This is a genomic window from Herbaspirillum lusitanum (assembly GCF_046025995.1).
GTDB lineage: Bacteria > Pseudomonadota > Gammaproteobacteria > Burkholderiales > Burkholderiaceae_D > Herbaspirillum > Herbaspirillum lusitanum_A.
Window position 1 is genome coordinate 227,283 of the sequence record NZ_JAQQFM010000004.1, and the last position, 26,866, is coordinate 254,148.

General features: G+C 61.0%; 25 protein-coding genes. 14 read left to right on the forward strand and 11 right to left on the reverse strand.

Going from position 1 to position 26,866, the window contains the following annotated elements:
- Window positions 1-20 precede the first annotated feature (20 nt).
- Entirely contained in the window at window positions 21-1,064 is a 1,044-nt protein-coding gene (locus PQR62_RS09645; RefSeq protein WP_408157264.1) for an alpha/beta fold hydrolase, read from the forward strand.
- A gap of 34 nt (window positions 1,065-1,098) precedes the next feature.
- Here the strand turns inward: PQR62_RS09645 and PQR62_RS09650 are convergent, their stop codons facing one another.
- The 3 genes from PQR62_RS09650 to PQR62_RS09660 form a co-directional block, all read right to left on the reverse strand.
- Window positions 1,099-1,542 (reverse strand): GNAT family N-acetyltransferase, encoded by a 444-nt coding sequence (locus tag PQR62_RS09650; protein WP_408157266.1) that lies wholly within the window; start codon window positions 1,540-1,542, stop codon window positions 1,099-1,101.
- Window positions 1,529-2,221: a GNAT family N-acetyltransferase gene (locus PQR62_RS09655; protein WP_408157268.1), complete on the reverse strand. Its 693-nt coding sequence runs from the start codon at window positions 2,219-2,221 to the stop codon at window positions 1,529-1,531. Before PQR62_RS09655 ends, PQR62_RS09650 begins: the two co-directional genes overlap by 14 nt.
- 85 nt (window positions 2,222-2,306) lie before the next feature.
- The gene (locus PQR62_RS09660; RefSeq protein ID WP_408157270.1) at window positions 2,307-3,152 is read right to left on the reverse strand and encodes a LysR family transcriptional regulator; all 846 of its coding nucleotides are present in this window, start codon (window positions 3,150-3,152) and stop codon (window positions 2,307-2,309) included.
- Window positions 3,153-3,309: 157 nt separating this feature from the next.
- Between PQR62_RS09660 and PQR62_RS09665 the strand changes: the two genes are divergently transcribed.
- The 5 genes from PQR62_RS09665 (at window position 3,310) to PQR62_RS09685 (ending at window position 7,039) form a co-directional block, all read left to right on the forward strand.
- Entirely contained in the window at window positions 3,310-4,323 is a 1,014-nt protein-coding gene (locus PQR62_RS09665) for a bile acid:sodium symporter family protein (protein WP_408157272.1), read from the forward strand.
- A 145-nt stretch (window positions 4,324-4,468) separates the two neighbouring features.
- On the forward strand, window positions 4,469-4,837 hold the full coding sequence (locus PQR62_RS09670) for a VOC family protein (protein ID WP_408157274.1): 369 nt from the start codon (window positions 4,469-4,471) through the stop codon (window positions 4,835-4,837).
- Window positions 4,838-5,032: 195 nt separating this feature from the next.
- Window positions 5,033-5,755 (forward strand): helix-turn-helix transcriptional regulator, encoded by a 723-nt coding sequence (locus PQR62_RS09675; protein ID WP_408157276.1) that lies wholly within the window; start codon window positions 5,033-5,035, stop codon window positions 5,753-5,755.
- A gap of 113 nt (window positions 5,756-5,868) precedes the next feature.
- Window positions 5,869-6,336, forward strand: coding sequence for a DUF2325 domain-containing protein (locus PQR62_RS09680; protein WP_408157278.1), 468 nt, complete (start codon window positions 5,869-5,871; stop codon window positions 6,334-6,336).
- A gap of 178 nt (window positions 6,337-6,514) precedes the next feature.
- Window positions 6,515-7,039: a hypothetical protein gene (locus PQR62_RS09685; protein ID WP_408157280.1), complete on the forward strand. Its 525-nt coding sequence runs from the start codon at window positions 6,515-6,517 to the stop codon at window positions 7,037-7,039.
- A gap of 158 nt (window positions 7,040-7,197) precedes the next feature.
- Here the strand turns inward: PQR62_RS09685 and PQR62_RS09690 are convergent, their stop codons facing one another.
- The 4 genes from PQR62_RS09690 to cuyB form a co-directional block, all read right to left on the reverse strand.
- Window positions 7,198-8,859 (reverse strand): diguanylate cyclase, encoded by a 1,662-nt coding sequence (locus PQR62_RS09690; RefSeq protein WP_408157282.1) that lies wholly within the window; start codon window positions 8,857-8,859, stop codon window positions 7,198-7,200.
- Window positions 8,860-9,160: 301 nt separating this feature from the next.
- Window positions 9,161-10,726, reverse strand: coding sequence for a methyltransferase regulatory domain-containing protein (locus tag PQR62_RS09695; RefSeq protein WP_408157284.1), 1,566 nt, complete (start codon window positions 10,724-10,726; stop codon window positions 9,161-9,163).
- A gap of 211 nt (window positions 10,727-10,937) precedes the next feature.
- On the reverse strand, window positions 10,938-11,123 hold the full coding sequence (locus PQR62_RS09700; protein ID WP_408157286.1) for a hypothetical protein: 186 nt from the start codon (window positions 11,121-11,123) through the stop codon (window positions 10,938-10,940).
- Window positions 11,124-11,185: 62 nt separating this feature from the next.
- Window positions 11,186-12,664: a cysteate racemase gene (cuyB, locus tag PQR62_RS09705; protein ID WP_408157288.1), complete on the reverse strand. Its 1,479-nt coding sequence runs from the start codon at window positions 12,662-12,664 to the stop codon at window positions 11,186-11,188.
- Between the two features lie 262 nt (window positions 12,665-12,926).
- On the opposite strand from cuyB, the gene PQR62_RS09710 reads away from it, so the two are divergent.
- Entirely contained in the window at window positions 12,927-13,835 is a 909-nt protein-coding gene (locus PQR62_RS09710) for a LysR substrate-binding domain-containing protein (RefSeq protein ID WP_408157290.1), read from the forward strand.
- 54 nt (window positions 13,836-13,889) lie between these two features.
- Here PQR62_RS09710 and PQR62_RS09715 read toward each other — a convergent pair whose 3' ends face one another.
- Complete coding sequence (locus PQR62_RS09715; RefSeq protein ID WP_408157291.1) at window positions 13,890-14,306, reverse strand: nucleotide pyrophosphohydrolase; 417 nt, start codon at window positions 14,304-14,306, stop codon at window positions 13,890-13,892.
- Window positions 14,307-14,541: 235 nt separating this feature from the next.
- Here PQR62_RS09715 and PQR62_RS09720 point away from each other — a divergent pair, with 235 nt between their 5' ends.
- The 3 genes from PQR62_RS09720 to PQR62_RS09730 all read left to right on the forward strand — a co-directional run bounded on the left by PQR62_RS09720 (window position 14,542) and on the right by PQR62_RS09730 (window position 17,716).
- Window positions 14,542-15,165, forward strand: a complete 624-nt coding sequence (locus PQR62_RS09720; RefSeq protein WP_408157293.1) for an attG domain containing protein — start codon at window positions 14,542-14,544, stop codon at window positions 15,163-15,165.
- A 421-nt stretch (window positions 15,166-15,586) separates the two neighbouring features.
- Window positions 15,587-17,239 (forward strand): methyl-accepting chemotaxis protein, encoded by a 1,653-nt coding sequence (locus PQR62_RS09725; protein WP_408157295.1) that lies wholly within the window; start codon window positions 15,587-15,589, stop codon window positions 17,237-17,239.
- 270 nt (window positions 17,240-17,509) lie between these two features.
- The gene (locus tag PQR62_RS09730; RefSeq protein WP_408157297.1) at window positions 17,510-17,716 is read left to right on the forward strand and encodes a protamine P1 domain containing protein; all 207 of its coding nucleotides are present in this window, start codon (window positions 17,510-17,512) and stop codon (window positions 17,714-17,716) included.
- Between the two features lie 156 nt (window positions 17,717-17,872).
- Here PQR62_RS09730 and PQR62_RS09735 read toward each other — a convergent pair whose 3' ends face one another.
- Both PQR62_RS09735 and PQR62_RS09740 read right to left on the reverse strand, forming a co-directional pair.
- Window positions 17,873-18,460, reverse strand: coding sequence for a hypothetical protein (locus PQR62_RS09735; RefSeq protein ID WP_408157299.1), 588 nt, complete (start codon window positions 18,458-18,460; stop codon window positions 17,873-17,875).
- Window positions 18,461-18,749: 289 nt separating this feature from the next.
- Window positions 18,750-19,673 carry a hypothetical protein gene (locus tag PQR62_RS09740; RefSeq protein ID WP_408157301.1) on the reverse strand — a complete coding sequence of 308 codons (924 nt, stop codon included), beginning with the start codon at window positions 19,671-19,673 and terminating at the stop codon, window positions 18,750-18,752.
- A gap of 292 nt (window positions 19,674-19,965) precedes the next feature.
- Here PQR62_RS09740 and PQR62_RS09745 point away from each other — a divergent pair, with 292 nt between their 5' ends.
- The 4 genes from PQR62_RS09745 (at window position 19,966) to PQR62_RS09760 (ending at window position 24,685) form a co-directional block, all read left to right on the forward strand.
- Complete coding sequence (locus tag PQR62_RS09745; protein WP_408157303.1) at window positions 19,966-20,592, forward strand: trimeric intracellular cation channel family protein; 627 nt, start codon at window positions 19,966-19,968, stop codon at window positions 20,590-20,592.
- 501 nt (window positions 20,593-21,093) lie between these two features.
- On the forward strand, window positions 21,094-22,341 hold the full coding sequence (locus PQR62_RS09750; RefSeq protein WP_408157305.1) for an acyltransferase family protein: 1,248 nt from the start codon (window positions 21,094-21,096) through the stop codon (window positions 22,339-22,341).
- 218 nt (window positions 22,342-22,559) lie between these two features.
- On the forward strand, window positions 22,560-23,675 hold the full coding sequence (locus tag PQR62_RS09755; RefSeq protein ID WP_408157307.1) for a YjgN family protein: 1,116 nt from the start codon (window positions 22,560-22,562) through the stop codon (window positions 23,673-23,675).
- 17 nt (window positions 23,676-23,692) lie between these two features.
- Window positions 23,693-24,685, forward strand: coding sequence for a M48 family metallopeptidase (locus tag PQR62_RS09760; RefSeq protein ID WP_408157879.1), 993 nt, complete (start codon window positions 23,693-23,695; stop codon window positions 24,683-24,685).
- 93 nt (window positions 24,686-24,778) lie between these two features.
- Here PQR62_RS09760 and PQR62_RS09765 read toward each other — a convergent pair whose 3' ends face one another.
- Window positions 24,779-26,512, reverse strand: a complete 1,734-nt coding sequence (locus PQR62_RS09765) for a methyl-accepting chemotaxis protein (RefSeq protein ID WP_408157309.1) — start codon at window positions 26,510-26,512, stop codon at window positions 24,779-24,781.
- Window positions 26,513-26,866: the final 354 nt, after the last annotated feature.

A 26,866-nucleotide genomic window follows, 5' to 3' on the forward strand; every position in this document is an offset into this window, starting at 1 on the left:
CCCCGGCAAGAGAAAAATACATGAGCCCATATCAACACCCGCAGCCCGCTGAGCAGGATCATCAGATTTATGAAGCCGGCAACGTCCCGCTGCAATCGGGGCGCACCTTCCGCAAGATGAAGATCAGCTACAAGACCTTCGGCACGCTGAATGCTGCGCGCGACAACATGATTCTGTATCCGACCTCGTATTCGGCGCGGCATTCGGACATTGAATTCATGGTGCAGCCAGGCGCTGCGCTGGATCCCGGGAAGTACTTCATCGTGATCCTTAACCTGTTCGGCAACGGCCTGTCCAGTTCACCCTCCAACACCCTCTGGCCGGATCAGGGTGACCGTTATCCGCATGTCACCCTGTACGACACGGTACAAGTCCAGCGCAGGATGATTGAAGAACTATGGGGCGTGAGCAAGATCGCCATGGTGTATGGCTGGTCGATGGGCGGCATGCAGGCCTATCACTGGGCCGCCGTGTTTCCCGACTTCATCGAGCGCATTGCGGTGGTGTGTGGCGCAGCGCGTTGCGCGCCGCACAACAAGGTATTTCTGGACGGCGCCGGCAGCGCATTGACCGCCGACCCGGCATGGATAGATGGGATCTTTACCGACAAGCCGGTGCGCGGCTACCGCGCCATGGGCCGCGTGTATGCCGGCTGGGCTTTGTCACAGACCTTCTACCGCGAAGAAACCTGGCGTCAGTTGGGTGCGACTTCGCTGGAAGATTATCTGGTGACCTTCTGGGAAACCAATTTCTCACGCCGTGACCCTTCCGATCTGCTGGCGCAATTCTGGACCTGGAGCAACGGCGACATCAGTGCCAATGAGCGTTATCACGGCAGACTGGACTATGCACTGAGCGCGATCAGCGCCCGCGTGCTGTTGATGCCGGGCGATCACGATCTGTATTTTCAGGTGGCCGACAATGCGGCCGAGATGAAGCATCTGCGCCATGCGACGCTGGCGCCCATTCCCTCGATCTGGGGCCATCGCGCCGGCAATCCGGTCAACCAGCCGGACGACCGTGCGTTCATCGAGCAACATGTGCGGCAATTGCTGGCACAGTAAGCAGCGTTCGGAGGCATCCGCCCAGGCCTGAGCATTAAGGTTCAGCCGCCTCAGCGACGCTGAGCGGCAAACTGACCGACATCAACGCCAGTTCCATGCGCCGGTATGCGCCCACCTTTTGCCAGAACAAGCGCGCGTCGTCGTTATCCTGATACACCAGCATGTGGCAGCGGCCAATACCGGCGGCGGACAGTCCGTCGAGCGCACGGGTCGCCAGCAGTTTGCCGAGTCCCTGCCGCTGGTGCGCCGGGGCTACGGCGAGGTGGTAAATCATGCCGCGCCGGCCGTCGTGGCCGCACAGGATGGTGGCGGCCAGCGTCTGGTTTTCGCATGCGACCAAGCTCAGCCCCGCATTGCGTTCGAGGAACAAGCCGATATTTTCGCGCGAGTCGGCCTCGCTCAGGCCCAGGCCGGCAGTGGCCGTCCATAGCGCATAGGCCGCGTCGTAGTCTGATTTTTTGAATTCACGAATGTCCATCTTGAGGTTCTGTTGATTTCCGAATGGTCTGCAAGCGCTCCAGCGCCCTCCCTTGTTCATCGAAGTTGCTGTCGGCCAGCCATCGCCGCAGCGCAGTCGCGTGACGCGGCCACTCCGGCGCCAGCATGGAATGCCACAGCACATTGCGCTGCACGCCTTTGATGACGAAGCCATCGCGCCAGCGTCCTTCATAACTGAATCCATAACGTTCGGCAGCCAGCCGCGACGGCTCATTGCCTTCCAGACAGCGCCACACCAGACGTTGATAAAGCAGTTCGTCGAACACATGCTGCATCAGCAGAAATACCGCTTCGGTGGAGGCCCGCGTGCGCTGCAGCGCCGGTGAAAACCAGATGCTGCCGATTTCTATGGCGGCATCGCTCGGATAGACGTCGCATAGCGAGAGCCAGCCTTTGGCAAGCCCGTCACGGCTGTCGATCACGGCCCAGAAGGGTTGCAAGGCTCGGGCTTCCAGTTCCAGCAAATTGTCGCGCAAGGCGTCGATATCGCTGAACGGGCCATATCTGAGATGCCGCCAGGTGTGCTCCGCTCCCTGCATGGCCTGCCACAAGTCCGGTACATGCAATGCGCTCAGCGGCGCCAGCCGCACGCTGCGCCCCACATGTTCGCGCTTGACCGGAAACGGTCTGGGCAGCACCGGCAAGCTGTCCTTGTTCATCGTTATTGTCCTTTCGAGCTCAACTGCATGATGCAAATGATAAGCCGCTGCGACGACAACGGCATCCTGCTTACGCCGTCCTGCATCAGCGATTCAGCTTGCCCGACATCAGGATCTGGAACAGGGTTTCCGCCGGCCGGCTCAGTCGCCGGGCGGTCAGCGCCACGTATTCGATATCGGGCAGCCTCGGCAGGCTGGCGTGGTTGAGCGGCTGCATCAGATCGCGCGAGGCCAGATGCTGCGGCAAGGGGCTGAGGCCAAGGCCGCCGCGCGCTGCCGCCATGCAGCCGGCGTGGCTGCCGCTGGTGCAGACGATGCGCCATTGATGGCCGGACTTGACCAGCGTCTGCAAAGTAGCAGCGCGGGTGATGCTGGGCTCCGGCAGCAGGATCAGCGGCAACGGCTGACTGAGGTCGACCTGGGTCTCAGGCCGCGTCAGCCATTGCATGGGCGTGCTGAACATGCTCTGACCGCGCTGTTCGCCGCTGCGGCGCTTGCCGACCAGCAAATCCAGCTTGCCCTGCTCCAGCAACTCATAGAGGTCATTGGTGAGGCCGATGGTGATTTCCAGCTCCACCTCGGGATGCTGGCTGCGGAAGGCCGCCAGCATGTCGGGCAACGGCCCCATGGCGAGGTCGTCGGAAGTGCCGAAACGCACGCGCCCGCGCAGGCGCGCGGCCTTGAACTGGGCCTCGGCGCGCGCGTGCGCCTCCAGAATCAGTCGGGCATGGATCAGCAGGCTTTCGCCATCGACGGTCAGCGCCAGCGAATGGGTATCGCGAATGAACAGGCGGCGGCCGACGCTTTCTTCCAGCCGGCGGATGTGGTCGCTGACCGAGGATTGCGTCAGCCCGAGCTGGCGCCCCGCCTCGGTGAAACTGGTGGAGACTGCGGCGGTGCTGAAAGTGTGAAGCCAGACTGGATTGAGCATGCAGCCATTGTCATCGGAATAAGCGATGACAGTCAATACTATCAGAGGGGTTCCCGTTGATCGTGGTTTTTTCTATCATTCAGCCATCCATGGCATCGCGCCATGTTCAAGATCATCAATACTGCGCGCATCACGCCAGACCAGAAGGGGAAACCACATGAAACGCTTTTTACCCGATCGCTTTACCCAAATGCTGCTGGGCACGGTGCTGCTGGCCAGCCTGTTTCCAGCCACCGGCAGCTTCGAATCCTTCATGCATATCGCCAGCAATGTGGCGATCTCGCTGCTGTTCTTCCTGCACGGCGCACGCCTGTCGCGCGAAGCTGCGATGTCCGGCCTCAAGCAACCCAGGCTGCACATCCTGACGCTGTGCTGTACTTTCGTGCTGTTCCCGCTGCTGGGTCTGGGCTTCAAGGCGCTGTTCCCGAATCTGCTGACACCGCAGTTGTGGCTGGGCGTGCTGTTCGTCTGTACCTTGTCCTCCACCGTGCAATCCTCGATCGCTTTCACCTCGATTGCGCGCGGCAATGTACCGGCCGCCATCTGCGGCGCCACCGCCTCCAATCTGCTGGGCATCGTGGTGACGCCGCTGCTGGTGACGCTGCTGCTGCATCGCCATCATGAAGCGGGCGGCATCAGCGAAGTGCTCAACATCCTGCTGCAATTGCTGCTGCCCTTCGTGCTGGGCAATGTGCTGCGCCGCTGGATAGGCGAATGGGTGGGACGCCATCGCGGCCTGCTGGCGGTAGTCGACCGCGGCGGTATTCTGCTGGCGGTGTATGCCGCCTTCAGCGCCGCCGTGGCGCAAGGCGTGTGGCATCTGTTCCCGCCCGCGCAACTGGCCTTGCTGGTGTTCGTCAATGCCTGCCTGCTGGGCACCGTAATGCTGATCACCACCTTCGGCGCACGCGCCATGGGCATGCCGCGTGCCGATGAAATCGTGCTGGTGTTCTGCGGCTCGAAGAAGTCGCTGGCCTCCGGCATTCCGATTGCCTCGGTGCTGTTCTCGGGCAGCGGCGTGGTGCTGCTGCCGATCATGATCTTTCACCAGATGCAGCTGATGCTGTGCGCGGTCATGGCGCGCCGCTATGCAGAAAAGCTGGAACGGCAGGAAGCTGCTGCAGGATCCACCAGCGCTGCCGGAGACAACGCCGCCGCTATCGCGCGCTAAGCGCGCTGAGCACGCCGAGCCGCAGCAGCACTTTTTCCTCCTGATTTCATCTCTTCTCCAGGGCTCCTGACACAACGGTGTCAGGAGCCCTGTCGCATGATGTCTCCCATGCCAGCCCGGCATATGCACATACAAGGAGAGCAGCATGCACACACGTATCAACTGGTTCGAAATTCCCGTCACCGACATGGCGCGCGCCACACGCTTCTATGAAACCCTGTTCACGACGAAACTGAAAGAAGAAAACATGGGCTCCGGCACGCTGGCGATTTTCTGCGATCCCAAGGGCGAAGGCGTCGGCTGCCTGATGAAGGGCGACAACATGGAGCCGACTTCGGCCGGCACCATCAACTATCTCGATGCCGGCGCTTCCCTGCAAATCGTGCTGGACCGCGTTGCCGCAGCCGGCGGCAAGATCGTGCTGGACAAGTTCACGCTGCCGCGCGATCTCGGTGTCATCGCTCACGTGCTCGATACCGAGGGCAACCGCATCGGCCTGCACGCAACGAATTGACACCCAAGCTGACATTTGACTGACAGCATGGATGCGGCGGCGACTCTGCAGAATCGTCGCCGCATCGGCCTCTGCATTCCCCCCCCTATCTCGCTGCACAGCACCATCGATAGCTATGACAAGCGGTCTGCAAGCGTGCCAGAATGGCGCCCATTCACAACCATTCAGCTGCCCGCCAGAGGCAGCAAATTTCCCATGCGCAGAGCCGACCGTCTGTTCCAGATCACGCAATACCTGCGCGGGCGCAGGCTCACTACCGCGAAACAATTATCCGAATGGCTGGCGGTTTCCGAGCGCACCATTTATCGCGATATCCGCGACCTCTCATTGTCAGGCGTGCCGGTGGATGGCGAAGCCGGCGTCGGCTATCGCATCAAGCCCGGTTACGATCTGCCGCCGCTGATGTTCAATCCCGACGAAGTCGACGCACTGGTGATCGGCATGCGCATGGTGCAAGCCTGGGGCGGCCCGCAACTGAGCGCCTCGGCCGCGTCCGCGCTAGCCAAGGTGGTGATGGCGCTGCCCAAGGACAAACGCGAATTCGTTGAAGCCACGCCGCTGTTTGCTCCCAACATTCAAATGGAGGCGCAACAGGGCGAACGACTGGAAACCCTGCGTCAGGCCATCAACAGCCGCCACAAACTGATGCTGCATTACAGCGATGCGCAACAACGCGTCTCGCAGCGGCTGGTGTGGCCGCTGGCGCTGTCGTTCTGGGGCGGACTCTGGATGCTCGCGGCGTGGTGCGAGGAACGCGAAGATTTCCGTTCCTTCCGTCTCGACCGCGTGCAGCAGATGAGCGGCAGCGGCTACTATCCCGATCGCAACGGGCGCCGCCTGTCCGATTTCGTGCGTGCGATTCGCAGCGAGCAGCGGCACAACCGTCCGGGCGGGCTCGCCCCCGGCCTGGGCCAGTGAAGCACAGCCGCGCCACTCATGCGAAATCCGCATATGCTGCTGCCGATAACTTCCTTCATTCCCGCATGCAATCGGTTTAGGCTTGAATCATTCGAGATTCTTTCAGGCACACCATGCATCGCGGAGTCAGCAAACCAGCATCCCTCAAAGCCGGCCGACATCAGGCCGCCACGCTCGCCGTCGCCAATGCAAACACAGAAGTCGACGACAGCGTATTTTCGCTGCGTGACCGCTGCGTGCTGTGTGTGGGCGGACTGACCGGCGCCCGCAATCACTATCGCGCCGAGATCGAAACACGCGAAGGCCGCTTCGTGCATCACGACGGCGGACGCGAAGACAATCTGCATCGCCTGATGCCGATGCTGAGCGCCGCCGACGTGGTGATCTGCGCCTCCGGCAACATCAGCCACAACGCTTATCACCTGGTGAAGACTACCTGCAAGAAACTGGGCAAGCCTTGCGTGCTGGTCAAAGGCACCGGCATCGCATCCTTTGTCGATGGGCTCAGCAGTCTGGTGCCAAGGCCGTTGCAAAAGCCGGCTTCGCAACGCGGCGAAACGCTGTTGAAACACGGACGCTGACTTGGCGCCCTGACTTCATTCGGCCTCGCATTGATGGCCCTCGCCACGACCATTGATTGTTGTCGCCTAGTCAGTATCAGGCAGTCCATTGGAAAAAAATCGCAAAGCCCCCTACAATCAGCAGCTATCCGGCGCCGCCATTCTGCGCGCCGCCGCTGTCATCCTGTAGGGAGCCTGTTTGAACGACGTCCGCCTCACCGCCCTTTCCTTCTTTTCATCGTCGCGCATGCGCAGCGCAGCTGCAGTGCTGTCGGCCTGTGCCGTGCTGGCTGCCGGTCCTGCTCAAGCCGCGCCCTCAGCCACCTTCGGCATCGAAGTCGGCAACGCTCTGTTGTGCCTCAACCAGCTCAATAGCAAATATTTCTACGATTACCTGACCGTGGCCTTCGGGCCGCCTTACAAGACCGAAGGCGGTGCCTACTGGTTCAAGGCCAGCGGTTCGATCTGGGGCGTGCAAGTCACCGACGTGCTGGTCAACGACGGCAGCAGCCAGGCCGACTTCATCGGCGCCTACTTCAAAACCACGCCGGCCAAACTGGGCGACGCCGTCACCGCCGCCACCGGCATCCGCTTTTCGCTGGAAGACACCACCACCTATTCGCCCCGCCATTCACAGGCCGGCAGCATGATTGTCTACAACGACAACGACGCCAAGATGTACTGCGCCAAATCCAAATTTCTGGTGCCGGGCCCTCAGCAATAAATCCTGAACTGCCTCCGCTTCCGGCTGATGTCGATTGCCGACAAAAGCAGGGGCAGACCACACAAACGGCAACGCCCGCCTGGCAGCATGAGCATGCTGCCAGGCGGGCGTTGCACTGAAACTTTGCCTGCCCACGCTAGGGGCAGGATTTCATCCAATCAGCCGGCAGTTTCCTCGGATACCGTACGTACGCAATCGCGGCCGTCGGCCTTGGCCACGTACAGCGCGCGATCGGCATCGCGCAGCAGATCTTCCGGTTTGTGCAGCTCGCGCTTTGGCACGATGGCGCCGACGCCGATGCTGATGGTGACCTTGCCGGTGGGGCTGGCGGAGTGCGTGATCGACAGCTTCTCGACCGAGGTGCGAATCCGCTCGGCCACGATCATCGCGCCCTGCAGTCCCGAGCCCGGCAACAGCACCGCGATTTCTTCGCCGCCGTAGCGCGCCGCCAGATCTTCCGGCCGCGTATTGGTGTCGCGAATCGCGCTGCCCAGACGGCGCAGCACCTGATCGCCGGCCATGTGGCCGTACAGATCGTTGTATTGCTTGAAGAAGTCAACGTCGATCATCAACATCGCCATCGATACGCCGGTGCGGGCGGCACGGTTGAATTCCTCGGTCAGGCCCAGTTCGAACTGGCGACGATTGGCCAGGCCGGTGAGCGCATCTTCCAATGCCAGGCGCGCCAGCGTCTTGTTCATTTCTTCCAGATTGACGCGTGCCTCGTCCAGCTCCATCTCAGCCTTCTTGCGCTCGTTCATCAGGCCATTGAAGGCTAGGCTGAGATCGCCCAGTTCGTCCGGCCGCACATTACCTTCCATCTGCGCGAAGCTCTTGTCTTCACGAATCTTCTGGATATGCGCGTGCAACTGATGCAGAGGGCGCAGCATGCGCGTCGTGAACCACCAGGCCAGCCAGCCCGACAGCAGCGTCAGCACCGCCGCCGCCAGCAAGGCGCGATTCTGCATTTCATGAATCGGCGCGTAGGCATCCTTGGTCAGATAGTGCGAACCGATGATCCAGCCGGTGCTGTCCATGCGCTTGAAGGCGAACAGCGCGCGCTCGCCGGCGCGATTATTGCCTTCCACGCTACCTTCAAAACCTTCCAATGCCTTGTTGTTGACCAGATTCTGACCGCCGGCCTCATCCATGTGCTTGAGGATGCGCTCCTTCTCCGGATGCTCCACCAGCATGCCGGCGGGCGTCAGGATGTACATGAAGCCGCTCTTGCCCAACTTCACGTCGGTGAACTGACCGAGGAAATTGTTCTGGCGCAGATCGATACTGGCCATGAACACCAGCTCGACGTCACCCTTCTGATTCAGCACCGGCTCGGTCATCAGCACAATCGCGCGGCCCGACATCTTGCTTTCCAGCGGCGTCGAAATAACGCCCTTCCTGGTCTTGACCGTCTCCAGCAGATAATCGCGATTGGCCATGCTGAAGCGATTGATCTGAGTCGGATCGATGAAGTTGGCGACCACATTGCCGTTCGGCTCGACCACCGAGAAATTGAAGAACAGTGAGGTCAGCGACTGATGCTGCTCGATGTACGCCTGCATCAGCAGCGCGTTGCCGCGTGCGCCCGGCGGCATGCCCTGCGCCAGCGAACGCAAGGCAATGCGGCGATCAGCGAAGCCGGCGTCGAGCGCGGCCGCCGTCAGTTTGAGCGCCGTGAACTGCTGTTCGCCCAGCTCGTCGCGCATGTCGCGCCGGATCACGAACAGGGAAACCGCAGTCACTACCACCGCAGTAATGAGAACAGCGGTCACCACCGCCAATGCCAGACGTGTTTGAAGAGCCAGTTTGAGTCGCAGCATATGTAGAAAACCGATCTTTCCTTGAGGAAAGTTATTGAAATGAAGCGCTACCTGAATAAGGTTTGCGCAGATTGTCTGCAGACTGCCCCGACATCTCTCGGAGACGATGCCGCCCGCCCCGCTTGCGCACTGCATCACCCCATGCCATTCGCGCAAGCAAGCCGCCATTATTCTCCATTTTCGACATCACGGCGCTCGAAAACAGAGCGAGATGCTACAGCCTCAGTCGCGGCGATGCAAACCTGCAACGTTATGCATGGACCGGCTAAAACGGCGCACGCGTCCAGCCTCCGGCGCTGCGCTAGACGACTTCCAGCGCCAGCAGAATCTGCAGCCGGCCCTGTGCAAACTGCCGCGCCTGCACCAGCAGTTCTTCCAGATTTTCCTGCTCGCTTTCCAGCCGCTGGCCGTCGCGCACCAGTTTCTTGCCCTGTGCCGAGATGTGCTGCCAGACAAATGGCGGCCAGGACTCGACCGCCTCCCCCGTTTCATGGCGCGCCAGCAAAAACAATTGCTGAATGCGATCGGCCGCCACGCCGCCGCCGCTCAGCGGACTGCAGAGATGACCAACGTCGCCATCGCGGCTCGCCTTTTGCAAGAGATGCAGATTCAGCGCACGCGTCCGATCCCAGGTCTTTTGCAAGTCCTCCGCGCTGGTCTGCGGCTGTGCCAGAGCCGGGGCCATCGGCGCCACATGGCCGGTGGCGATCAGCATCATCACCGAGTCGACAATCTGCACCGGCGTCAGCTTGCTGGCCGCCAGGCTGTCCGCCAGTTGCGCCAGCATATGCGGGCGATGATCGCTCATGGCCTGCATGATGGGTTCGTAGACCTGCCGATTCAGCGTGATCTCGGAGGCAGCGTTTTGCAGCGTCAAGGGCACCTGCGCCGGGTCGGTAAGCAAGACCACCGCCTGCAAGGCCAGAGCCTGCATGCGCTGCGGCCCGTCCATGCGCTGCGCACCGCGTACCCAGTAATCGCGGCGAAACTGCTGATTCACCATGAAGTCGCGCACGCTCTGGCGCATCACCGGGTCGGCCACGCCTTGTATGAACTGGCGTTGCGCCGGCGTCAGATTGGCCATGTCGAGCTGATCGGCGAAATGCGCCGGACAGGCGAATTCCAGCCCGGCCGATGACAGGCGCTGATGCATCTGCGCAAAGGACTCCGGATGCCAGTCGCGATTGAAATATTCATGCGCCAGATAATTGCGGCCCTGCTGCTGCAAAATCTTCAGACGGTCGCGCATGTGCGGATTGGCTTGCGCGTAGACCGGGTCGGTGTCGAACAGGGCGGCGGCAAATTCCAGCGCAGCGTCGATGCGCTGTTCGGTCGGCATCCCGGCGGCGTCGTTGGCGGCCTGCGCCGTGTGCTGCACCAGCAGATCGCGCAGCGGCATCAGCGCGGCCCAGCCGGGCTGGGTGTTGTAGCTGATGTAGAGCACCCCGCCCGGTTTCAGCTTGCGCTGGATGAAGTCGAAAATGATGTCGCGATTGTCTGCCGAGACCCAGCTCCAGATGCCATGCAGGGCGATGAAATCGAAATCGGGTAAATCGCTGCGGCTGCAGAATTCGTTAAACGCGGTGGCATCCATCTGCGCGCCGCTGCCGGATGCAGCTGCCAGCTCCTGTGCGAATGAGGCTTGCGCCGGATTGAAGTCATTGCCCCACCACTGCACATCCGAGCCGGCGGCATGCAGATTGGTGCTCAGTCCCTGACCGAAACCCAGCTCGCAGGCAGTCTTGATCTGAGGCGCCTGCAAACCCTGATAGGCAAACGCCAGCGGCAGACGCGCCGGATTCATGCCGGGGTAATAACCAAAGGTATAGGCGATGTCGAAGACGTAACCGTCGTTCCAATTATTCAAATCTGCCTCATGAGGAATGAAGAACGCGTCATGCAAGGATAGGCTTGCAGCGAGCGAACCCTCCATCGACTGCAAATCGGATGCTGGGATTGTATGTGATCGCGGCCTGGCTTGCCGTCAGGAATGCGTCAGATTGCAGCAATGAGGGGAGAGAGGCGAAAGCAAAAAGAAGTGATGCGTTTTTTGCATGCGCGGCATGCTGCCGAGGCAATCAGGCATCCGAAGAGGGCTGCGAACCATGCCGCTTCATCTGCGCCTGGCGGGTAGCAGTCCGCCAGCGCCAGCGCGAATACAGGCGATTGAGCAATTGCTGATATTCGCGCTCATCCTGCTGGGAGCGTCGGGTCTGCTGATGCAAGACGGCAAAACGCAACAGCAGCGGATCGCCGGCAGGCATGCATTCGCCAGGCCTGGGCTGCGGCCGCTCATCGCGCCATGGCAAATGGGCAGCGAGGGCCATCAGCCTGCGGCCTGCGCCAGCGACACGCAGCGGCGCGCCAGAATTTCGGTCGGGTCGAGCACCGGCACGCATTTGCCGTTCACTTCAAAGGCTTCGTTCTGATGCATCAGCAAGGGCAGTTCGGTACAGCCGAGGATCACCACGTCGGCGCCCTGCTGCGCCAGCAAACCGATCTGTTCGATCAGCGCCAGGCGCAGATCGTCATTGACGAAACCGGCTTTCACGCCGTGCTCGCCATAGATGATCTGCATCACCTGCTCCTGCTGCTCAGGGGCCGGCGTCACCAGTTGCATGCCTAGCCGTTGCGCGGCCTCATGATAGACCGTGCTGGCGATGGTGCCGGCGGTCGCCAGCAGGCCGATGCGGCACGGCTGGCCGTACTGGCGCGCCACGTAGCCGACAGTCTCGTCCAGCATGTTGATGATGGGCACCGACAGATGCGCCTGTATGCGCTCGACGAAGGCATGCGCGGTATTGCAGGGAATCGCGATGATGTCGGCGTTATCGTTTTCCAGACGCTTGCAGGCGGCATAAATGGCGACGGTGGGATCGGGGCCGTCGGCCACCAGATTCTGCGTGCGGTCGGGAATCTGCGGATTCTGCTCGACCACCAGTTTGATGTGATCCTGATCTTTTTCCGCCGGCGTATTGCGGATCACCTTGCCGATGAAATCCACAGTCGCCGCCGGCCCCACGCCGCCCACCACGCCGATCTTGAACTGGCGCGCCACCACGCCTTCGTAAGCGATCACCGATTCCGCATAGACCTGATTGGTGTCGATCAGCGGGATACCGCGTGCGATCAGCGCATCGGCCACCATCGCCACCTCGGTCATGCCCGGCAAAATCACTTGCGCGCCCTGGCGCAGCAAGTCCTGGCAAGCCTCGTACAGGAGATCGATGGTATTACCGCTCATGCAACCGTGCTTGATGCCCTGCGCGCCGTATACCGCGCGCATCACACAGGCGTGCTGCACGGCATCGGAGGGAAACAGCAATTCGTATTGATCAGCGGGGAAGTACTTCTGAAACAGCTGCTTCTTGCGCACATAGCTGGAGGTCAGCACGCCGACGCGTTGCAGCTTGGGCAGACGGGTTTCCAGATGGCGCCGGATCGCGGCCAGCATGTCGACGATGGGCAGGCCGACTTCCACCTGCAGCTCGTCCAGAAAGGTGTGACTGATGAAACAGGGCAAGGCCACCGCCGCCGCACAGCGCTCTTCGAACTGACGCACCATGTCGAATACGTAGAGCTTGCGGGCATTGGTGTAGGCATTCTCGGCGCCGGCGATGTCGGCCTCCTTGAACGGTTTCTGATCGAACAGGATTTCCACCCGGCGCGCGGGCGGCATGGCTGCCGCAAACCGCGTCATCTTGAAAAACACATCGGCGCTGGCGACCGAACCGAGGCCGCCGATGATGCCCACCGCGTTGTAGCGCGGACTGTGCTGATAGCCTGAACCGCTGATGCCTGACATAGCCTTCCCACCCCGATTTTGTTGCATTGCACAGAGCATACAAAAAGCGCGGAGCAAGACTATGCAAGTTTGCTCTGAGGCTATGCAATAAGGACATAACCCAGTTCCGGTGCGGGCTGGCGGTGATACGATAGTTTGCACGGGGTGGCAAAAATGCTGTTTTCAGGACAAGCTGTTACTGCACTGCATGACAAAGCGATAACACACGCACCCGCCATCCCGCCCGCACATCGGCAACGCGCATCACATCGACAGGGGACACATGGACATCAAGTGGATAGAGGATTTTCTGAGCCTGGCGGTAACGCGCAATTTCTCGCGCTCGGCCGAGCATCGCAATGTGACGCAGCCGGCCTTCAGCCGCCGCATCCGTGCGCTGGAAGCCTGGATCGGCGTCGAACTGGTTGATCGCAGCACCTATCCCCTGAGCCTGACGCCGGCCGGCAAGCTGTTCAACGACACCGCCGCCGAAGCGATCCGCATGCTGCATGACGCACGCGATCAGCTCAACAGCGTGCATACCGCCAAGAACATGTTGCGCGTGGCGGCCGGCCATTCGCTGGCGCTGAGTTTTTTCCCGGAATGGCTGAGCCGCGTCAAGCGCCAGTCGGCCGGCGAAATCAGCGCACGCATCACCGCCACCAATGTGCACGACTCGGTGCTCTCGCTGACGGCCGGGGAATGCGATCTGCTGCTGTGCTACCACCATCCGCAATTGCCCATCCTGCTCGATCCCGAGCAATACGAATTTCTGGTGGTCGGCGCCGAACGCGTGCTGCCGGTCACCGCCCCCGGCGCCACAGGTGCGCCGGCGTTTCAACTGCCGGGCGGCAAGGACAAGCCGGTGGCCGCGCTGTCATATCCGAATGCCTCGTTTTTTGGACGCGTGGTCGAGCTGATTCTGGCGAACGCGCCGCGCACCGCTTATCTGAAATCGGACTACGAGTCGGACATGGCCGAACTGCTCAAACGCATGACGCAAAACGGACTGGGCCTGGCCTGGATGCCGGAGCGCATCGTCGCGCGCGAACTGGAAGACGGCAAGCTGCTGCGCGCCGGCACGCAGGAATGGTCGCTGGACCTGGAAATCCGCCTGTTCCGCTCGCTGCTCAACAAGCGGCCGGCGCTGACCAGATTGTGGGATGAGCTGGCGCAACCGGCGCGCAGCTGACTCGGCGCTGCCTTGCTTCAGCGCCGGTTCAGAGCGAGTTCAGGGCCTCAGGCCTCAGTATTCGGTGTATTTCCTGGCATTCCCACGCGCCTGATCGAGCGGATATTTCTTGCGATTGAGCTCCATCTTTTCCAGCACCGCAGTCTTTAGATCGATGCCGCAATGATCGGCAAACTGGATCAGATAGACCAGCACGTCGGCCACTTCATGCCGCACGCCCTCACGCGCCTTGTCGTCCAGCTCGGCCTCCTCGCCGGTGCGCAGCCACTGGAAATGCTCCAGCAATTCGCTGGCCTCTACCGACAAGGCCATCGCCAGATTCTTGGGCGTATGAAATTTCAGCCAGTCGCGTTCGCTGGAGAATGCGCGGATCAGATCGCGCAACTCGGTCAGATCGGAAACGGCGGCAGGAGATGAAGCAGAGGAAGCAGAGGAAGCAGAGGCAGAAGAAGCGGCGGAGGTTTGCGTCATGGAATATCGATCCGAAATAGGTCTGAGGCGGGATTGGCCTGATACCTCACTTTATCACTCCCTGCTCGGTGTAAAAGCTGGGCTGACGATCGCCCCCCCGCCAGCCCTTCATGCAATCGCCGGATGATTGACCTGAAGCAAGGCACAAGACAGCGCAATCGGCGACAATCCGGTTCGCTTGCAAACAAGCTGAAAACACGAACGCAGCATGCCGCTGCCTTATCTGAAGGACTGCATGAGACACATCGCCGCTGTAAATCGCTCCCTGAAACGCCTCGCCATGCCGGCGCTGATGATGCTCGTCCTGGCGCCTGGCTTGAGCCTGCTGAGCGGCTGCGAAAAGACCGCAGAAGAAAAGATTGCCGAGCACGCGGTGCCGGTGCGCTCGCTGGGCATGCCGCTGGATACTTTTGCCACCGGCTTCAATCGCACCATGGTCGAGGTGCTGACCGATCGCAAGGACGACGACCCGGCGCACACCGCCAGGCTCTACCGGCTGGATGCCAGCCGCCTGCACGTCGGCAAACAGGAAAAGTGGCTGGAGACCACGGTCGGACCGGCGCAGACATCGATCCTCGCCAGCGTCGACAAGGCCGGTGAGCTGAAGGCGGTGGGCGTATTGCTGACCGATCGTTCACAGGCCGCACATGAAGAATTTCTGCTGTGCGCCGAAACCAGCGCACGCAGCTTTGTCACCAGCGCGGATGAGCGCGGCAAACTGCTGAGCATCATCAATCGCCTGACCGGCGTGGCGCTCAACAATCCCGGCCAGCGCATGACCGAGGTCGTCGGCGAGCGCCTGCTGTCGGTAGAAATCGTTCCGCAGGGCCTGCTGTTTCAGGTCGCACAAAAACAATAGGCTGACACGCTCGCAACCTACCCGCCTCTCTCCAAAAAACATTGCCACCTCGCAATACACAGATACAAATTGACGGCCTTACAGCAGTGACTGCATCGTTGCAACCTGACTTTGAATACAGGCATGATTTGAATGTGATTGCCTGCGCTGGATCATTCTTTGGGTAATTGCGCCTTGCAAACCCTACTCATCTTTTCGACAATGAGGCTTCGTTAGCAAGGCAGTCATTCGCATCATCGTTCGTACGGTTCGCGCCAACAGATCAATAAGAAGTTGCCCGTCTCGGGGGAGACCCGGCAGGCCAGTGCCAGCAGTTTTCCGAATCATTGTTTTATGTACGATCGCCCGCTTCGCTGCATTTTTTATGCATGCCGCGACAGCCGAGCGGCATTCAATCAAAACAGCAAAAGGGGAAACAGACATGCGAACTAATCTGCCGGTGAGCAGCACCGAATATGCATTGCAGGATGGCAAGTCCATCGTCTCCAAGACCGATCTGCAAGGCAACATTAACTACGTCAATCCTTACTTCATCGAGGTCAGCGGCTTCAGCGAAGAAGAGCTGATCGGCGCCCCGCAAAATATCGTGCGCCATCCCGACATGCCGGTGGAAGCCTTCGCCGACATGTGGTCCACTCTGCGTAGCGATCTGCCATGGACCGGGCTGGTCAAGAACCGCTGCAAGAATGGAAATTTCTACTGGGTCTCGGCCAATGTCACCCCGGTGCGCGAGAACGGCAAGGCGGTCGGCTACATGTCAGTGCGCACCCGTCCCAGCCGCGAGCAGGTGAACGGCGCCGATGCGCTGTACAAGCGCTTCAAGGCAGAGCAGGCCGGCGGCATCAGAATTCATCGCGGCGCTGCTGCACCCTCGGGCATGGCCGGCAAACTGAATCAGTTGCAGGACCTGTCGATCGCCGCGCGTCTGGCGCTGATCATGGGCCTGCTGACTATTCTCTGCGCGATCGGCGGCGCCAGTGCCGCCACGCATATCAGCAGCAGCGGCGGCGATGCCTTGCCGGTGCTGGGCGCGACAGGCATCGGCGCCTTGCTGCTGCTGGGCGGCTGGGCGCTTTTGCATCGCAGTCTGGTGGCGCCGCTGCGACATGCGATTGAAGTAGTGCACGGGCTGGCCGGCGGCGATCTCGGGCTAAGCGTCAAGGTCAACCGGCGCGGCGACATGGGCATTTTGCTGCAGGCGCTGCAGCAGTTGAATGTGAATCTGCGTTCCATCATCGGCGATGTGCGCGACAACGTGAATTCGATGTCGGTATCGACGCAGGAAATCGCCAACGGCAATATGGATCTGTCGACCCGCACCGAATCGCAGGCCTCGAATCTGGAAGAGACCGCCGCCAGCGTCGAAGAGTTTGCCGCGACCGTGAAGCAGAATGCCGATCATGCGACAAATGCAGACCAGCAGGCGCAATCGGCGGCCACTGTCGCCCGGCGCGGCGGCGAAGCGGTGCAGAGAGTCGGCGCCACCATGGAGGAAATCAATTCAGCCTCGCACAAGATCGTGGACATCATCAGCCTGATCGACGGCATCGCCTTCCAGACCAATATCCTGGCGCTCAACGCTGCGGTGGAAGCGGCGCGCGCCGGCGAGCAGGGACGCGGTTTTGCGGTGGTGGCGTCGGAAGTGCGCACGCTGGCGCAACGCTCCGCTGCCGCCGCCAAAGACATCAAGGAACTGATCGATGACTCGGTCAAGAAGGTCGGCAGCGGCAATCAGCTGGTCAGCGAAGCGGCGCAGACCATGAGTGAAATCCAGCAGTCGATCCAGGGTGTGACCGGCACCATGAACGCCATCACCGTGGCCAGCCAGGAACAGAGCGGCGGTATCGATCAGTTGAATCAGGCGATCAATGCCATCGATGAAACCACGCAGCAGAATGCGGCGCTGGTGGAACAAGCGGCTGCGGCAGCAGAGAACCTGCGCGATCAGGCGCTGCGTCTGAGTCAGGCGGTATCGATCTTCAAACTGGCGCCGGTGGCGGCCGCATCGGCATCTGCACCTCAGCACGGCGCGCGCGCGGCAAGACCTTCGGCGCAGGCGTTACAAGTCTCGTGATGCCGTCTCCGCCTGAGCATGTTCAAGCTGCCAAGGCTCTTGGTATTGAGAGATGGCGTTGATCTGCAGTCGCGGAGCGCTTTACAAAAGCTTGCACATCTTTACGCGTTCGCGGCGCCTGCCATGTGCTTTCCCTACACTGCGCTTGCTATCATCGTTTACACATTGATCGATACCGAAAACCCACGTTAAACAGTGTCTCGACCATGTAAACCGGACGCAGATTTCCGCCTCCGGATTTCACAACAGTCAGCATGAAGGGAACATCTCATGAGCATTTCATCCATCTCCTCCGGCAGCGCGCTGTACAACGCCGTGGTGCAACCGATCAAGAACGTCGTCAAGGAAGTCGGCGATGAGATCGGCAGCGCGGTCGACGCTACCGTGAACACTGTGTCGTCGGCGGTCTCCACCGTCGGCCACGACATTTCCGCCGGCATCAAGTCCATCGGCAGCATCATCGATACCAAGGCCTGAAGCAGGTCTCAGATCTGCGGCGCTGTTTTCCCTGGCCGAAAAAAAATCCCTGCACTAAACGGCAGGGATTTTTTATGGGCGAAAACGATGGGACTGAATCCACCTGGTCCGCCGCCCCGGCTCGACGCGAAGCAGCAGACCGTTGATACGGGCCGGCTATTGCTTGAGGCAGCTCGGATAAGGCGGCGCCTCATCGGCCACGCGATCGCACACCCTCACCGGCATCAACAACCGATAACGCTGCACCCATTTGCGGGTATCGATGCTCAGCGCGTCCTTCGAAGCTGCGCCGCGCTCGGCCCATTGCACGGTGTAGTAATCGCGGCGGCCCTTGACCACCATGATCAGCGCCGTCTCGCTGATCGGCGTGGCTGCCGCGCCGGCGGTGCCGCAGCTCATCACCGCGATGTAACGCTGATAGCCATTGCTGTCGTCTGCCGCCAGAGTTTTCTGATTGAAGGACTCGGGACAGGCGCGCTGAAAGTTCTCTGAAATCGTTTCGGCGAAACGCTCGGGCGTGGCGTCCGGCTTCTGCGCCAGATCGCGGGTGCCGGTGACCGACAACATCTGCGTCCACGTCTCTTCGTTCTCGCCGCGCAGCACCGCTTCGCGCAGATAGCGTCGCTCGCTGGCGTTTTCATTGATCAGCACGAAACCGGCCGGCATGCCGACCGCCAGCAACTGGCTGAAGATGGGCGTGACGGCAGTCGCCGCCGCTGCGCTTGAGGGGGCAGTCGGCGGCATGGGGGCGGCCGGTGCAAGCGGCGCAACCGGGGTATCTGCTGCAACTACCGGAGGAGCCGAAGCCGGGGGCGATGCCGCAGGCCGGGACGTAGCGCAGGCCGCAAGCATGAGGGCCGTCAGCCCGATCAGGCCGGTTGAAATGGATTTGGCTAGGCCGGTGTTCATGGTCTTGAGCGCCTTGCAAGAGGTAGAAAATTCGAGATGCGGATTCTTGCAGATGCGCCGGACGGCGGCAAGAACAAGTTCAGCGCGGCAAGAGAAGAGCCACCCGGCAAAGGGTGGCGTCAAATCACTTGCTGTCGGTACAGCTGCGATACGGCGCGCCTTCGCCCGGCACCGGATCGCAGAGACGGATCTGGCCGAACTTGCGGTAGATGTCTTCCCACTTGCCGGTCGGGATGTTGATCGGCGGCATCATGGGCTGGCCGTGCTCGGCCCACTGCACCACGTAGTAATCGCGTTTGCCCTTGAGCACCGCGATCATGGCGGTCTCGCTGACCTGTCCTTGCCCGCCCATCATGGCACGCGTGCCGCAACTGCCGACCACGGCGTAACGACCATCGGCGTTGCCGACCACCTCATTGAGCGGCATCTGCGCAAAGGCATTGGGGCAACTGCGGTTGAACTGGCCGATCAGGCTCTGCGCCAGATTCTCGGGCGTAGTGGCCGGATTGAGCGCCAGATTGCGCAGCGCCGACACGGTCAGCTTGCGGGTCCAGTTGTCGGAGGTTTCGCCGGCCGGCAGCAACTCGCGGCCGAAACTGTCTCCCCCCTGGCTTTCGCGGCCGATATGAAACGTGGAGGGCGACTGAAAGAACAGCAACTGGCTGAACACCGGAATTGCAGTCGGCGTCACCGGTTCATCATCGGCGGCCGGTGGCGGCGTCATGGGCATCTGCGCGGAGGGTGCGATCACGGAGGGTACGACATCGGAGGCGGCAACTTCCGGCGCCGGCGGCGTAGCGCCGTTCCGGATCGGCGCGCCCGGCTCAGTGGCGGGCGCCAGCCCGGCCTGATCCGGATTCGGCACGGCATACACCTGCGCGCCGGATTCTTGCCGGGCGGCCTGCTGCGCGCCCGCCGTTGCTGCAGACGGCGGCGGCGAGCGATCGATGCCCCAGGGTTTATCCAGGGAAATACTGCTGCCGCAGGCGCTCAGCAAACCCAGCAGCGGCAATAGCGCCAGCGCGGCCGAGCGCTTGAATCCGTTCACTGAAATGAAAACCCCTGATGCACGCCGCTTGCTTGCCATTTTGTTCATGTTTTATTCGGTCCGATGATTGAATGCCCTGCTTCGCCTTACTGACCGCCGTGCGGCGATTTGATTCCTCACGCCAGCGACCAGGCCACGCCCCCTGAAACCCGTATGTTACTTTACCCATCCGCCCACCGCAGCGGCGCCTGCAGCAAGACATGCATGGCGGAACATCTGCGGCGCAGCAAGCGCCTGGCATACGATCATCACGGGCCAAGGGAAAACAGGACGAAGAAGGGAGAACACCACCATGCTGCTGCATTACATCTATTTGCTGGCGATCACGGCGGAAGCCATGTCCGGCGCCATCATGGGCATACGCCGCGAGATGGATCTGTTCGGCATCAGCCTGATCGCCACCGTTGCCGCACTCGGCGGCGGCACCGTGCGCGACGTGCTGATCGGCCACTATCCGCTGGGCTGGGTCGCGCATCCGGAATACCTTGCCTTCACCATCTGCGCCGCCATCGTCACCGCACTCGCGGCGCGCAAGCTGCATCATTTCAAATCGGCGTTTCTGGTAGTCGATGCGCTGGGGCTGGTGGCCTTCACCATCATCGGCTGCGACATCGCCCGCGGCTTCGACAGCTTTCACCCGGCGATTGTGGTGATCTTCGGCATGGTCACCGGCGTTTTCGGCGGCCTGCTGCGCGACGTGCTGTGCAATGAAATTCCGCTGGTGCTGCAGCGTGAAATCTATGCCAGCGTCTCGCTCCTGACCGGAGCCGTGTATGTCGGCCTGCTGCACTTGCAGGTCGACACCAGCGTCGCCACGCTCAGCGCCCTGGTGCCGGGCTTTCTGATCCGCCTGCTGGCGATACGCTTTCACTGGGAACTGCCGCGCTTCAACGACAAGGGCATCAAGGGTTTTGAATGAGTAGCGTGCCGCAGCGAGCCGCCACTCGACCACTGCGGATGCCGAAACCGGCCGCTCGTAACTGAAGCCCCACCCTCTTGCAACACAGGCAATACTTTGTTTCAAAGCGCTGACGCTGCTTAGCAAACTCCAGGGGTTCGATACGGCCTTATTTACATCTATGTTCACAAGGAGTTGAAATGAAGCGCCTCAGCGTATTGGTCATGGCAGGCATTCTGCTGCTTTCTCTGGGCGGCTGCGTCTGCGCCCCCTGGTTCTGCGGCCCCGGCGGTGGCGGGCCGGGCGGCGGGGGACATGGCGGCGGCGGCTGGGGTGGCGGAGGCGGAGGTGGTGGAGGCGGCGGCCCGCACTAAGTCCAGGCAGCGCCAAGGAACCTAAGAGCAGTCTTTACAGTCACTCCGATCAAGAAGTGTAAATCCTGGGGGCAGGTGCTGAGCAAAGCGACAACTTTGCGCAGCACCTGCCCTTATTTTTTGATCCGTCAGACCGCAAAGGCCTCCCATGTCGAAGCAAACCTATACGCCTGCCGGTACGCAGGATCACCTTCCATGGCTGGACGGTCTGCGCGGCATTGCGGCGCTCTGGGTGCTGGCCTCGCATGTGCAGATCCTGACCGGCCTGCGTAATATCCCGGTGCTGTCATGGGGCGGTGTGGCGGTTGATCTGTTCATGCTGCTGTCGGGCTTCCTGATGGCGCATAACTATTTTCTGCGACAACGCAGCGAACCCTGGGAATCGCCCCGCACCTTCTTTCTGTTCTGGCTGCGGCGCTTCTTTCGTATCGCACCGCTCTACTATGTATTGCTGATCGTCGCATTTTCGGTAGGCGCCCTGCTGGCGCAGGACCGCATGACCATCGCAGCCTTGTGGCCCTCGACAGCATCGCCGCTGCAACGCTATCTCGACGGCAGCGCCGCCAACTATCTGACCCACCTCAGTTTCCTGTTCGGCCTCATGCCCGACTACGCTTTCCGCACGCCGCTGCCGGACTGGTCCATCGGGCTGGAGATGCAGTTCTACCTGGTATTCCCCTTCATCATGCTGGCCCTCGCGCGCCTCGGTCCGCTCCTGACGACGCTGGCGGTACTGGCGGTCTGCGTCGTGGCGCGGCTTTGCTTTCCCGAATATTTCCAGCGCTTTGAAATGCCGGCCTTCATCGCCATGAAACTGTACGTCTTCATGGCCGGCATCTGGATCGCCGTCGCCCGCAAGCAAAAGTCGATGACGCTCTCGATGCTGGCCGGGCTCGGCATCATGCTGGTGTGGGCGCTCGCCGATCGCACCTTCCACGTGTGGGAGCCGCGCGCCATGACCGTCGGCCGCCTGCTGATCGTCGCCGCCATGTTCTATCTGATGAACAACGGCACGCTGCCCGGCAGCATGCTGCTGCAAAAACCGACGGCGTTTCTGCGCGCCTGGCTGTCCGGACGCGTCGCACGCTTCCTCGGCGACACCTCGTATTGCGCCTATCTGCTGCATCTGCTGATTGTGCTGCCGGTTGCCGGCGCGCTGGCGAGGAACGCCCAATACATTGCAATGCCCGCCGCCCTGCGCTTTCTGCTGGCGCTGGCGCTGATCCTGCCGCCGGTCTATCTGCTCTCCTGGGGGCTGTTCCATACCGTGGAGAAATTCGGCATCCACATGGGACGTGTGCTGGTCAGAAAGTTGTCGCGCGGCACTCCCCGCGGCGCTGCGCTCCCCGGTGAATCAGGCGCAGGTGACAAGGCGGCACACGGTATCCCACGATAGAAATCCGCGCAGACCTCGCCAGCCCGCGGCGATTACACGCAGAAAAAAAAGCGAGGACGTCCGGCACTCGCACCCGTCATTCAAATCATGCCCCCCTTGCCATGTAGGGCAACGGGCGCTTGCTCCAAGCGCCCGGGCTTGACATTTTCCCCAGCGCAAGAGATTCTTTCGCGCACTCGAAAGCGAGTGTCCGTCACACAAACGCATGGGGAATAACAATGAACGAGCAGCTCAATCAACCCGGCCAGCCCCCAGCAAGCCCTGAATTTTCCGCCGCCACACCACCACCGCCCGGCGGCTTCGCACACAGAGCGGCGCCTGAAGAGCGCTTCAGCTTCAGCGGACGCGGCTCCGAATATTTCCGCATCTGGATCGTCAATCTGCTGCTGTCGCTTGTCACTCTGGGCATCTATTCCGCCTGGGCCAAGGTCAGACGCCAACGCTACTTCTACGACAACACCAGCGTCGCCGGCACCAGCTTCGAATATCACGGCAATGCCTTTGCCATCCTCAAAGGCCGCATCGTTGCTTTCGTCTTGCTGGCGGCCTACAACTTCGCCTTCAAGAGCAGCCCACTGATCGGCCTCGCCATCATGCTGGCGTTCGCGCTGGCGGTGCCGTGGCTGATCTGGCGCAGTCTGCAGTTCAAGCTCTACAACTCCAGCTATCGCGGCATCCGTTTCGGTTTTCGCGGCAAGGCCGGCGGCATTTATCTGAACTATCTGTTGCTGCCGGTGCTGACGGTGTTCAGCCTGTATCTGCTGACACCGTTCACGCATCAGCGCATCAAGCGCTATCAGCATGGCGAATCGCGTTTCGGCACCAGCCACTTTTCTTTCCACGCCAGCGTCGGCGGTTTCTACAAAACCTATCTGCTTGGCTTGGGTATTTTCTTCGCCGGACTGATCGCGATTCTGCTGCTCGGCGGCGGCGCCGTGTTCGCCAGGGGCACCGACTTCGACGGCAGCGAATTCTTCTCGTTCGGACTGATGCTGTTCGCCGTCTATGTCTGGGCATTCATGATCCTGCCGCTGTTTTTCACGCTGCTGCAAAACCTGATCTGGAACAACACGCGCCTGGGCGAACACCGTTTCAGCAGCCGCATGCGCTGGCCGCGCCTGATGTTCATCGCCTTTACCAATATCGTCGGCATCGTCTTCACGCTGGGCTTGTATACGCCATTTGCGCAGATCCGCACCCTGCGCTACCGGATCGAATCGATGAGCCTGCTGCCGGCCGGCAATCTGGATGAATTCATCGCCGACAACGCGCCCCAGGGCTCGGCCACCGGCGAAGGCTTTTCCGATCTGCTCGACTTCGATCTTTCACTCTGAGCACACGGCGGACCATGATGCAGGTTGCAGCTTTTTATTTCGACGGCAAGACTTCACGCCGGCATGCGGTCTCGCTGGAAGTCGATGGCGACGTGGCGCACATCAGCGGCGATGTCGAACGCATGTGCCCGATCGCTCAATTGCGGGTGTCGGAGCGGCTCAATCGCGCCGCGCGCAAGGTGACGTTTCCGGACGGCGCCTATCTGGAAATTCAGGATGGCGCAGCCTTCAGCGAACTGCTGCGCAGCACCCGCCATCGGGATTCGCTGGTGGTGCGCATTCAGCAAAACTGGCGCGCCAGCCTGATCGCCACGGCGGCTTTGCTGCTGGTGCTGGCCGTCAGTTACCTCTACCTGCTGCCGGCCGCCGCCGGGCTGATCGCACGCACCTTGCCGGCCTCGGTCGAGCAGCGCGTGGGCGCCGGCACGCTGGATTTTCTGGACGATCACATCTTCTCACCCACGCAATTGCCGGCGCCAAGACGCGCCGCCATCATTGCCCGCTTCAATGCGCTGACGGCGCCGATGGCGGATGCGCCGGCCTATGAAATCCTCTTCCGTAAAAGCCGCATCGGTCCCAATGCGCTGGCGCTGCCGTCGGGCCAGATCGTGCTGACCGATGAAATCGTGACGCTGCTGGATGACGACGATGCGGTGATGGGTGTGCTGGCGCATGAGCTGGGCCACGTGCATCAGCGCCATCTGATGCGGCGCCTGATCCAGAGCTCGGCCATCGGTGCGGTCGCCACGGTACTGTTCGGCGACGTCTCGGCAGTGCTGGTGAACGTGCCGACGGTGCTGCTGGACATGAAGTATTCGCGCGACGTTGAACGCGAGGCCGACGACTATGCGCTGGCCATGTTCCAGGCCAACGGCATCAGCCGGCAGAAGCTGGCCTATGTATTTGAAAAACTGGAAAACAAGAGCGAGAACCAGGGCGGCGTCATGCCCTATCTTTCCAGCCATCCGGCCAGCGCGGAGCGGGTACAGCGGATTCTGGGCGCGAATTAAGGACGCCTGGAGATTTCAGGGGAGACCGCGAGATGCGCGGTGCTCAGCGCCGGGCGGGCACGGCATCGATTCAGCACGCGCCCGACACATTTCTCAGAACTGTTCCCAGCCATCGGCGTTATTGTCGGCGGTGGCACTTGCCGGCCTGGCGACAAGTTTCCTCTCTGCCGCCAGCTTGATTGAACTTGCCGGCTGAATCCTCGCAACTTTGGGTGTGATATCTGTGGCGGGGGATTTCGCCGGGGCTCTGACAACAGGTGCGGCAAGGCTGTGATTGCCGAGCTTGAAAATGCTGACCACTTCCGACAGGCGTCCGGCCTGATCCTGCAGCGACTGCGCGGCTGCAGCCGCTTCTTCCACCAGGGCGGCATTCTGCTGCGTCACTTCGTCCATCTGCGTAATCGCCAGATTGACCTGCTCGATCCCCTCGCTCTGTTCCTGGCTGGCCGAGCTGATTTCACCGACCACATCGGTCACGCGGCGCACGCTATCGACCACATCGCTCATGGTGGCACCGGCCTGCTCCACCAGCATGCTGCCTTGCGCCACTTGCGCTACGGAGTCGTCGATCAGAGTCTTGATTTCCTTGGCTGCCGAAGCAGAACGCTGGGCCAGGCTGCGCACCTCGGAAGCGACCACGGCAAAACCGCGTCCCTGCTCGCCGGCACGTGCGGCTTCCACCGCCGCGTTCAGCGCCAGGATATTGGTCTGGAAGGCGATGCCGTCGATCACGCTGATGATGTCCACAATCTTCTTCGACGATGCATTGATCGAACCCATGGTATCGACCACTTTGCCGACCACGTCGCCGCCTGCCATCGCTACTTCCGAAGCTGATGCCGCAAGTTGATTGGCCTGACGTGCATTGTCGGCATTCTGCTTTACGGTGGAGGTCAACTGCTCCATCGCGGAGGCGGTTTCTTCCAGCGAGCTGGCTTGCTCTTCAGTGCGGGATGACAGATCGAGATTGCCGGTCGCGATCTGGGTCGACGCGGTGGCAATCGTGTCGGTGCCGTGGCGCACATGACCGACGATTTCGGCCAGGCGGTTGCGCATCAGACGGATCGAGGCCATCAGGCTGGTCTGGTCGCCGCTGCGCAGATCGATACTGGTGGAGAGATCGCCGTTGGCAATGTCGCTGGCGACCGCCATGGCATATTGGGGTTCGCCGCCGAGCTGAAGCAGGATGCTGCGTGTGATCAGCAAGGCCGCGATCAGGCTCAGAATGAAGGCCGCCGCACTGACCGCGGAAAGCAATACCGAAGAATGCTGATAGGTCTCGTGACTTTGCGCCACGGTCTGATCCATCGCTGCGCGCTGATAGTCGGACAGTTGCCTGAGCGCATTGAACATCGCGACCTGCTTGCTGCGCATGGTGCCGAACAGCAAGGCCCGGGCCTCATTCACATCCCCCTTCTGCAAGGTCGTCAGCAAGTTCTGCTGTTCGCCGTAATACTCGACGCCGGAACGCTGCAACTCGACCAGCAAATCCTTGCCCTTGCCGCTGATGATGACTTCGCGGAGTTTTTTCAGTGTCTGCTCGTTTTCGTCGCGCGCCTTCTTGATCCGGTCAAGTTCCTGCGCATTGATTTTTTCATCATTCGACAAAGCCACATTCCGAACTGCGCGCGCGATCAGATTGACGTTGCTGGAAATGCTGTCGATCAACAGAATTTTGGCGTAACGGTCATTCACCAGCAGATTGACGTTGTCATTCAGCGCCGCCAGCCTGGTGTAACTGAAGACGGCAATCCCCAGCAGTAGCGCCAGCACCAGACCGAAACCAAGATACAGCCGATTGGCAACTTTCAAATTGGAAAAACTCATGGCGGGTTGCTCCTGACAGATAGATGGACCTACACGATGAAATGGCTGATGCAATATTGCATGAAAGCAAAAAATCTCATAGCCCTATGTGAGAAGACGACAGATGCTCCAGCCACAACGGCCATGCGCGCTATCGGTGCAATGCGACCGCAGCGCTGGTGCGCCGCCGTTCTGAGCACTCGCAAAGGGATGAAATGGCATCAGCCAGCCCTTGTTAACGGACGGCATAAGCGGCAGCTTTAGCAACAGACGCTTATGCGCAGCATTTGCCGCCCACAGAAAGCAAGTCTGAGTGGGGCAGGAGCGATGCCGATGATCTGGTGATGTGCGAAGATGATTCCTTGCGTTTCTTCA

Excerpts from the sequence above, each read along its gene's own strand:
- PQR62_RS09645 (WP_408157264.1), top strand. The coding sequence starts at position 21 with ATGAGCCCATATCAACACCCGCAGCCCGCTGAGCAGGATCATCAGATT.
- PQR62_RS09650 (WP_408157266.1), bottom strand. The coding sequence starts at position 1,542 with ATGGACATTCGTGAATTCAAAAAATCAGACTACGACGCGGCCTATGCG.
- PQR62_RS09655 (WP_408157268.1), bottom strand. The coding sequence starts at position 2,221 with ATGAACAAGGACAGCTTGCCGGTGCTGCCCAGACCGTTTCCGGTCAAG.
- PQR62_RS09660 (WP_408157270.1), bottom strand. The coding sequence starts at position 3,152 with ATGCTCAATCCAGTCTGGCTTCACACTTTCAGCACCGCCGCAGTCTCC.
- PQR62_RS09665 (WP_408157272.1), top strand. The coding sequence starts at position 3,310 with ATGAAACGCTTTTTACCCGATCGCTTTACCCAAATGCTGCTGGGCACG.
- PQR62_RS09670 (WP_408157274.1), top strand. The coding sequence starts at position 4,469 with ATGCACACACGTATCAACTGGTTCGAAATTCCCGTCACCGACATGGCG.
- PQR62_RS09675 (WP_408157276.1), top strand. The coding sequence starts at position 5,033 with ATGCGCAGAGCCGACCGTCTGTTCCAGATCACGCAATACCTGCGCGGG.
- PQR62_RS09680 (WP_408157278.1), top strand. The coding sequence starts at position 5,869 with ATGCATCGCGGAGTCAGCAAACCAGCATCCCTCAAAGCCGGCCGACAT.
- PQR62_RS09690 (WP_408157282.1), bottom strand. The coding sequence starts at position 8,859 with ATGCTGCGACTCAAACTGGCTCTTCAAACACGTCTGGCATTGGCGGTG.
- PQR62_RS09700 (WP_408157286.1), bottom strand. The coding sequence starts at position 11,123 with ATGCCTGCCGGCGATCCGCTGCTGTTGCGTTTTGCCGTCTTGCATCAG.
- cuyB (WP_408157288.1), bottom strand. The coding sequence starts at position 12,664 with ATGTCAGGCATCAGCGGTTCAGGCTATCAGCACAGTCCGCGCTACAAC.
- PQR62_RS09710 (WP_408157290.1), top strand. The coding sequence starts at position 12,927 with ATGGACATCAAGTGGATAGAGGATTTTCTGAGCCTGGCGGTAACGCGC.
- PQR62_RS09715 (WP_408157291.1), bottom strand. The coding sequence starts at position 14,306 with ATGACGCAAACCTCCGCCGCTTCTTCTGCCTCTGCTTCCTCTGCTTCC.
- PQR62_RS09720 (WP_408157293.1), top strand. The coding sequence starts at position 14,542 with ATGAGACACATCGCCGCTGTAAATCGCTCCCTGAAACGCCTCGCCATG.
- PQR62_RS09725 (WP_408157295.1), top strand. The coding sequence starts at position 15,587 with ATGCGAACTAATCTGCCGGTGAGCAGCACCGAATATGCATTGCAGGAT.
- PQR62_RS09730 (WP_408157297.1), top strand. The coding sequence starts at position 17,510 with ATGAGCATTTCATCCATCTCCTCCGGCAGCGCGCTGTACAACGCCGTG.
- PQR62_RS09735 (WP_408157299.1), bottom strand. The coding sequence starts at position 18,460 with ATGCCGCCGACTGCCCCCTCAAGCGCAGCGGCGGCGACTGCCGTCACG.
- PQR62_RS09745 (WP_408157303.1), top strand. The coding sequence starts at position 19,966 with ATGCTGCTGCATTACATCTATTTGCTGGCGATCACGGCGGAAGCCATG.
- PQR62_RS09750 (WP_408157305.1), top strand. The coding sequence starts at position 21,094 with ATGTCGAAGCAAACCTATACGCCTGCCGGTACGCAGGATCACCTTCCA.
- PQR62_RS09755 (WP_408157307.1), top strand. The coding sequence starts at position 22,560 with ATGAACGAGCAGCTCAATCAACCCGGCCAGCCCCCAGCAAGCCCTGAA.
- PQR62_RS09760 (WP_408157879.1), top strand. The coding sequence starts at position 23,693 with ATGCAGGTTGCAGCTTTTTATTTCGACGGCAAGACTTCACGCCGGCAT.
- PQR62_RS09765 (WP_408157309.1), bottom strand. The coding sequence starts at position 26,512 with ATGAGTTTTTCCAATTTGAAAGTTGCCAATCGGCTGTATCTTGGTTTC.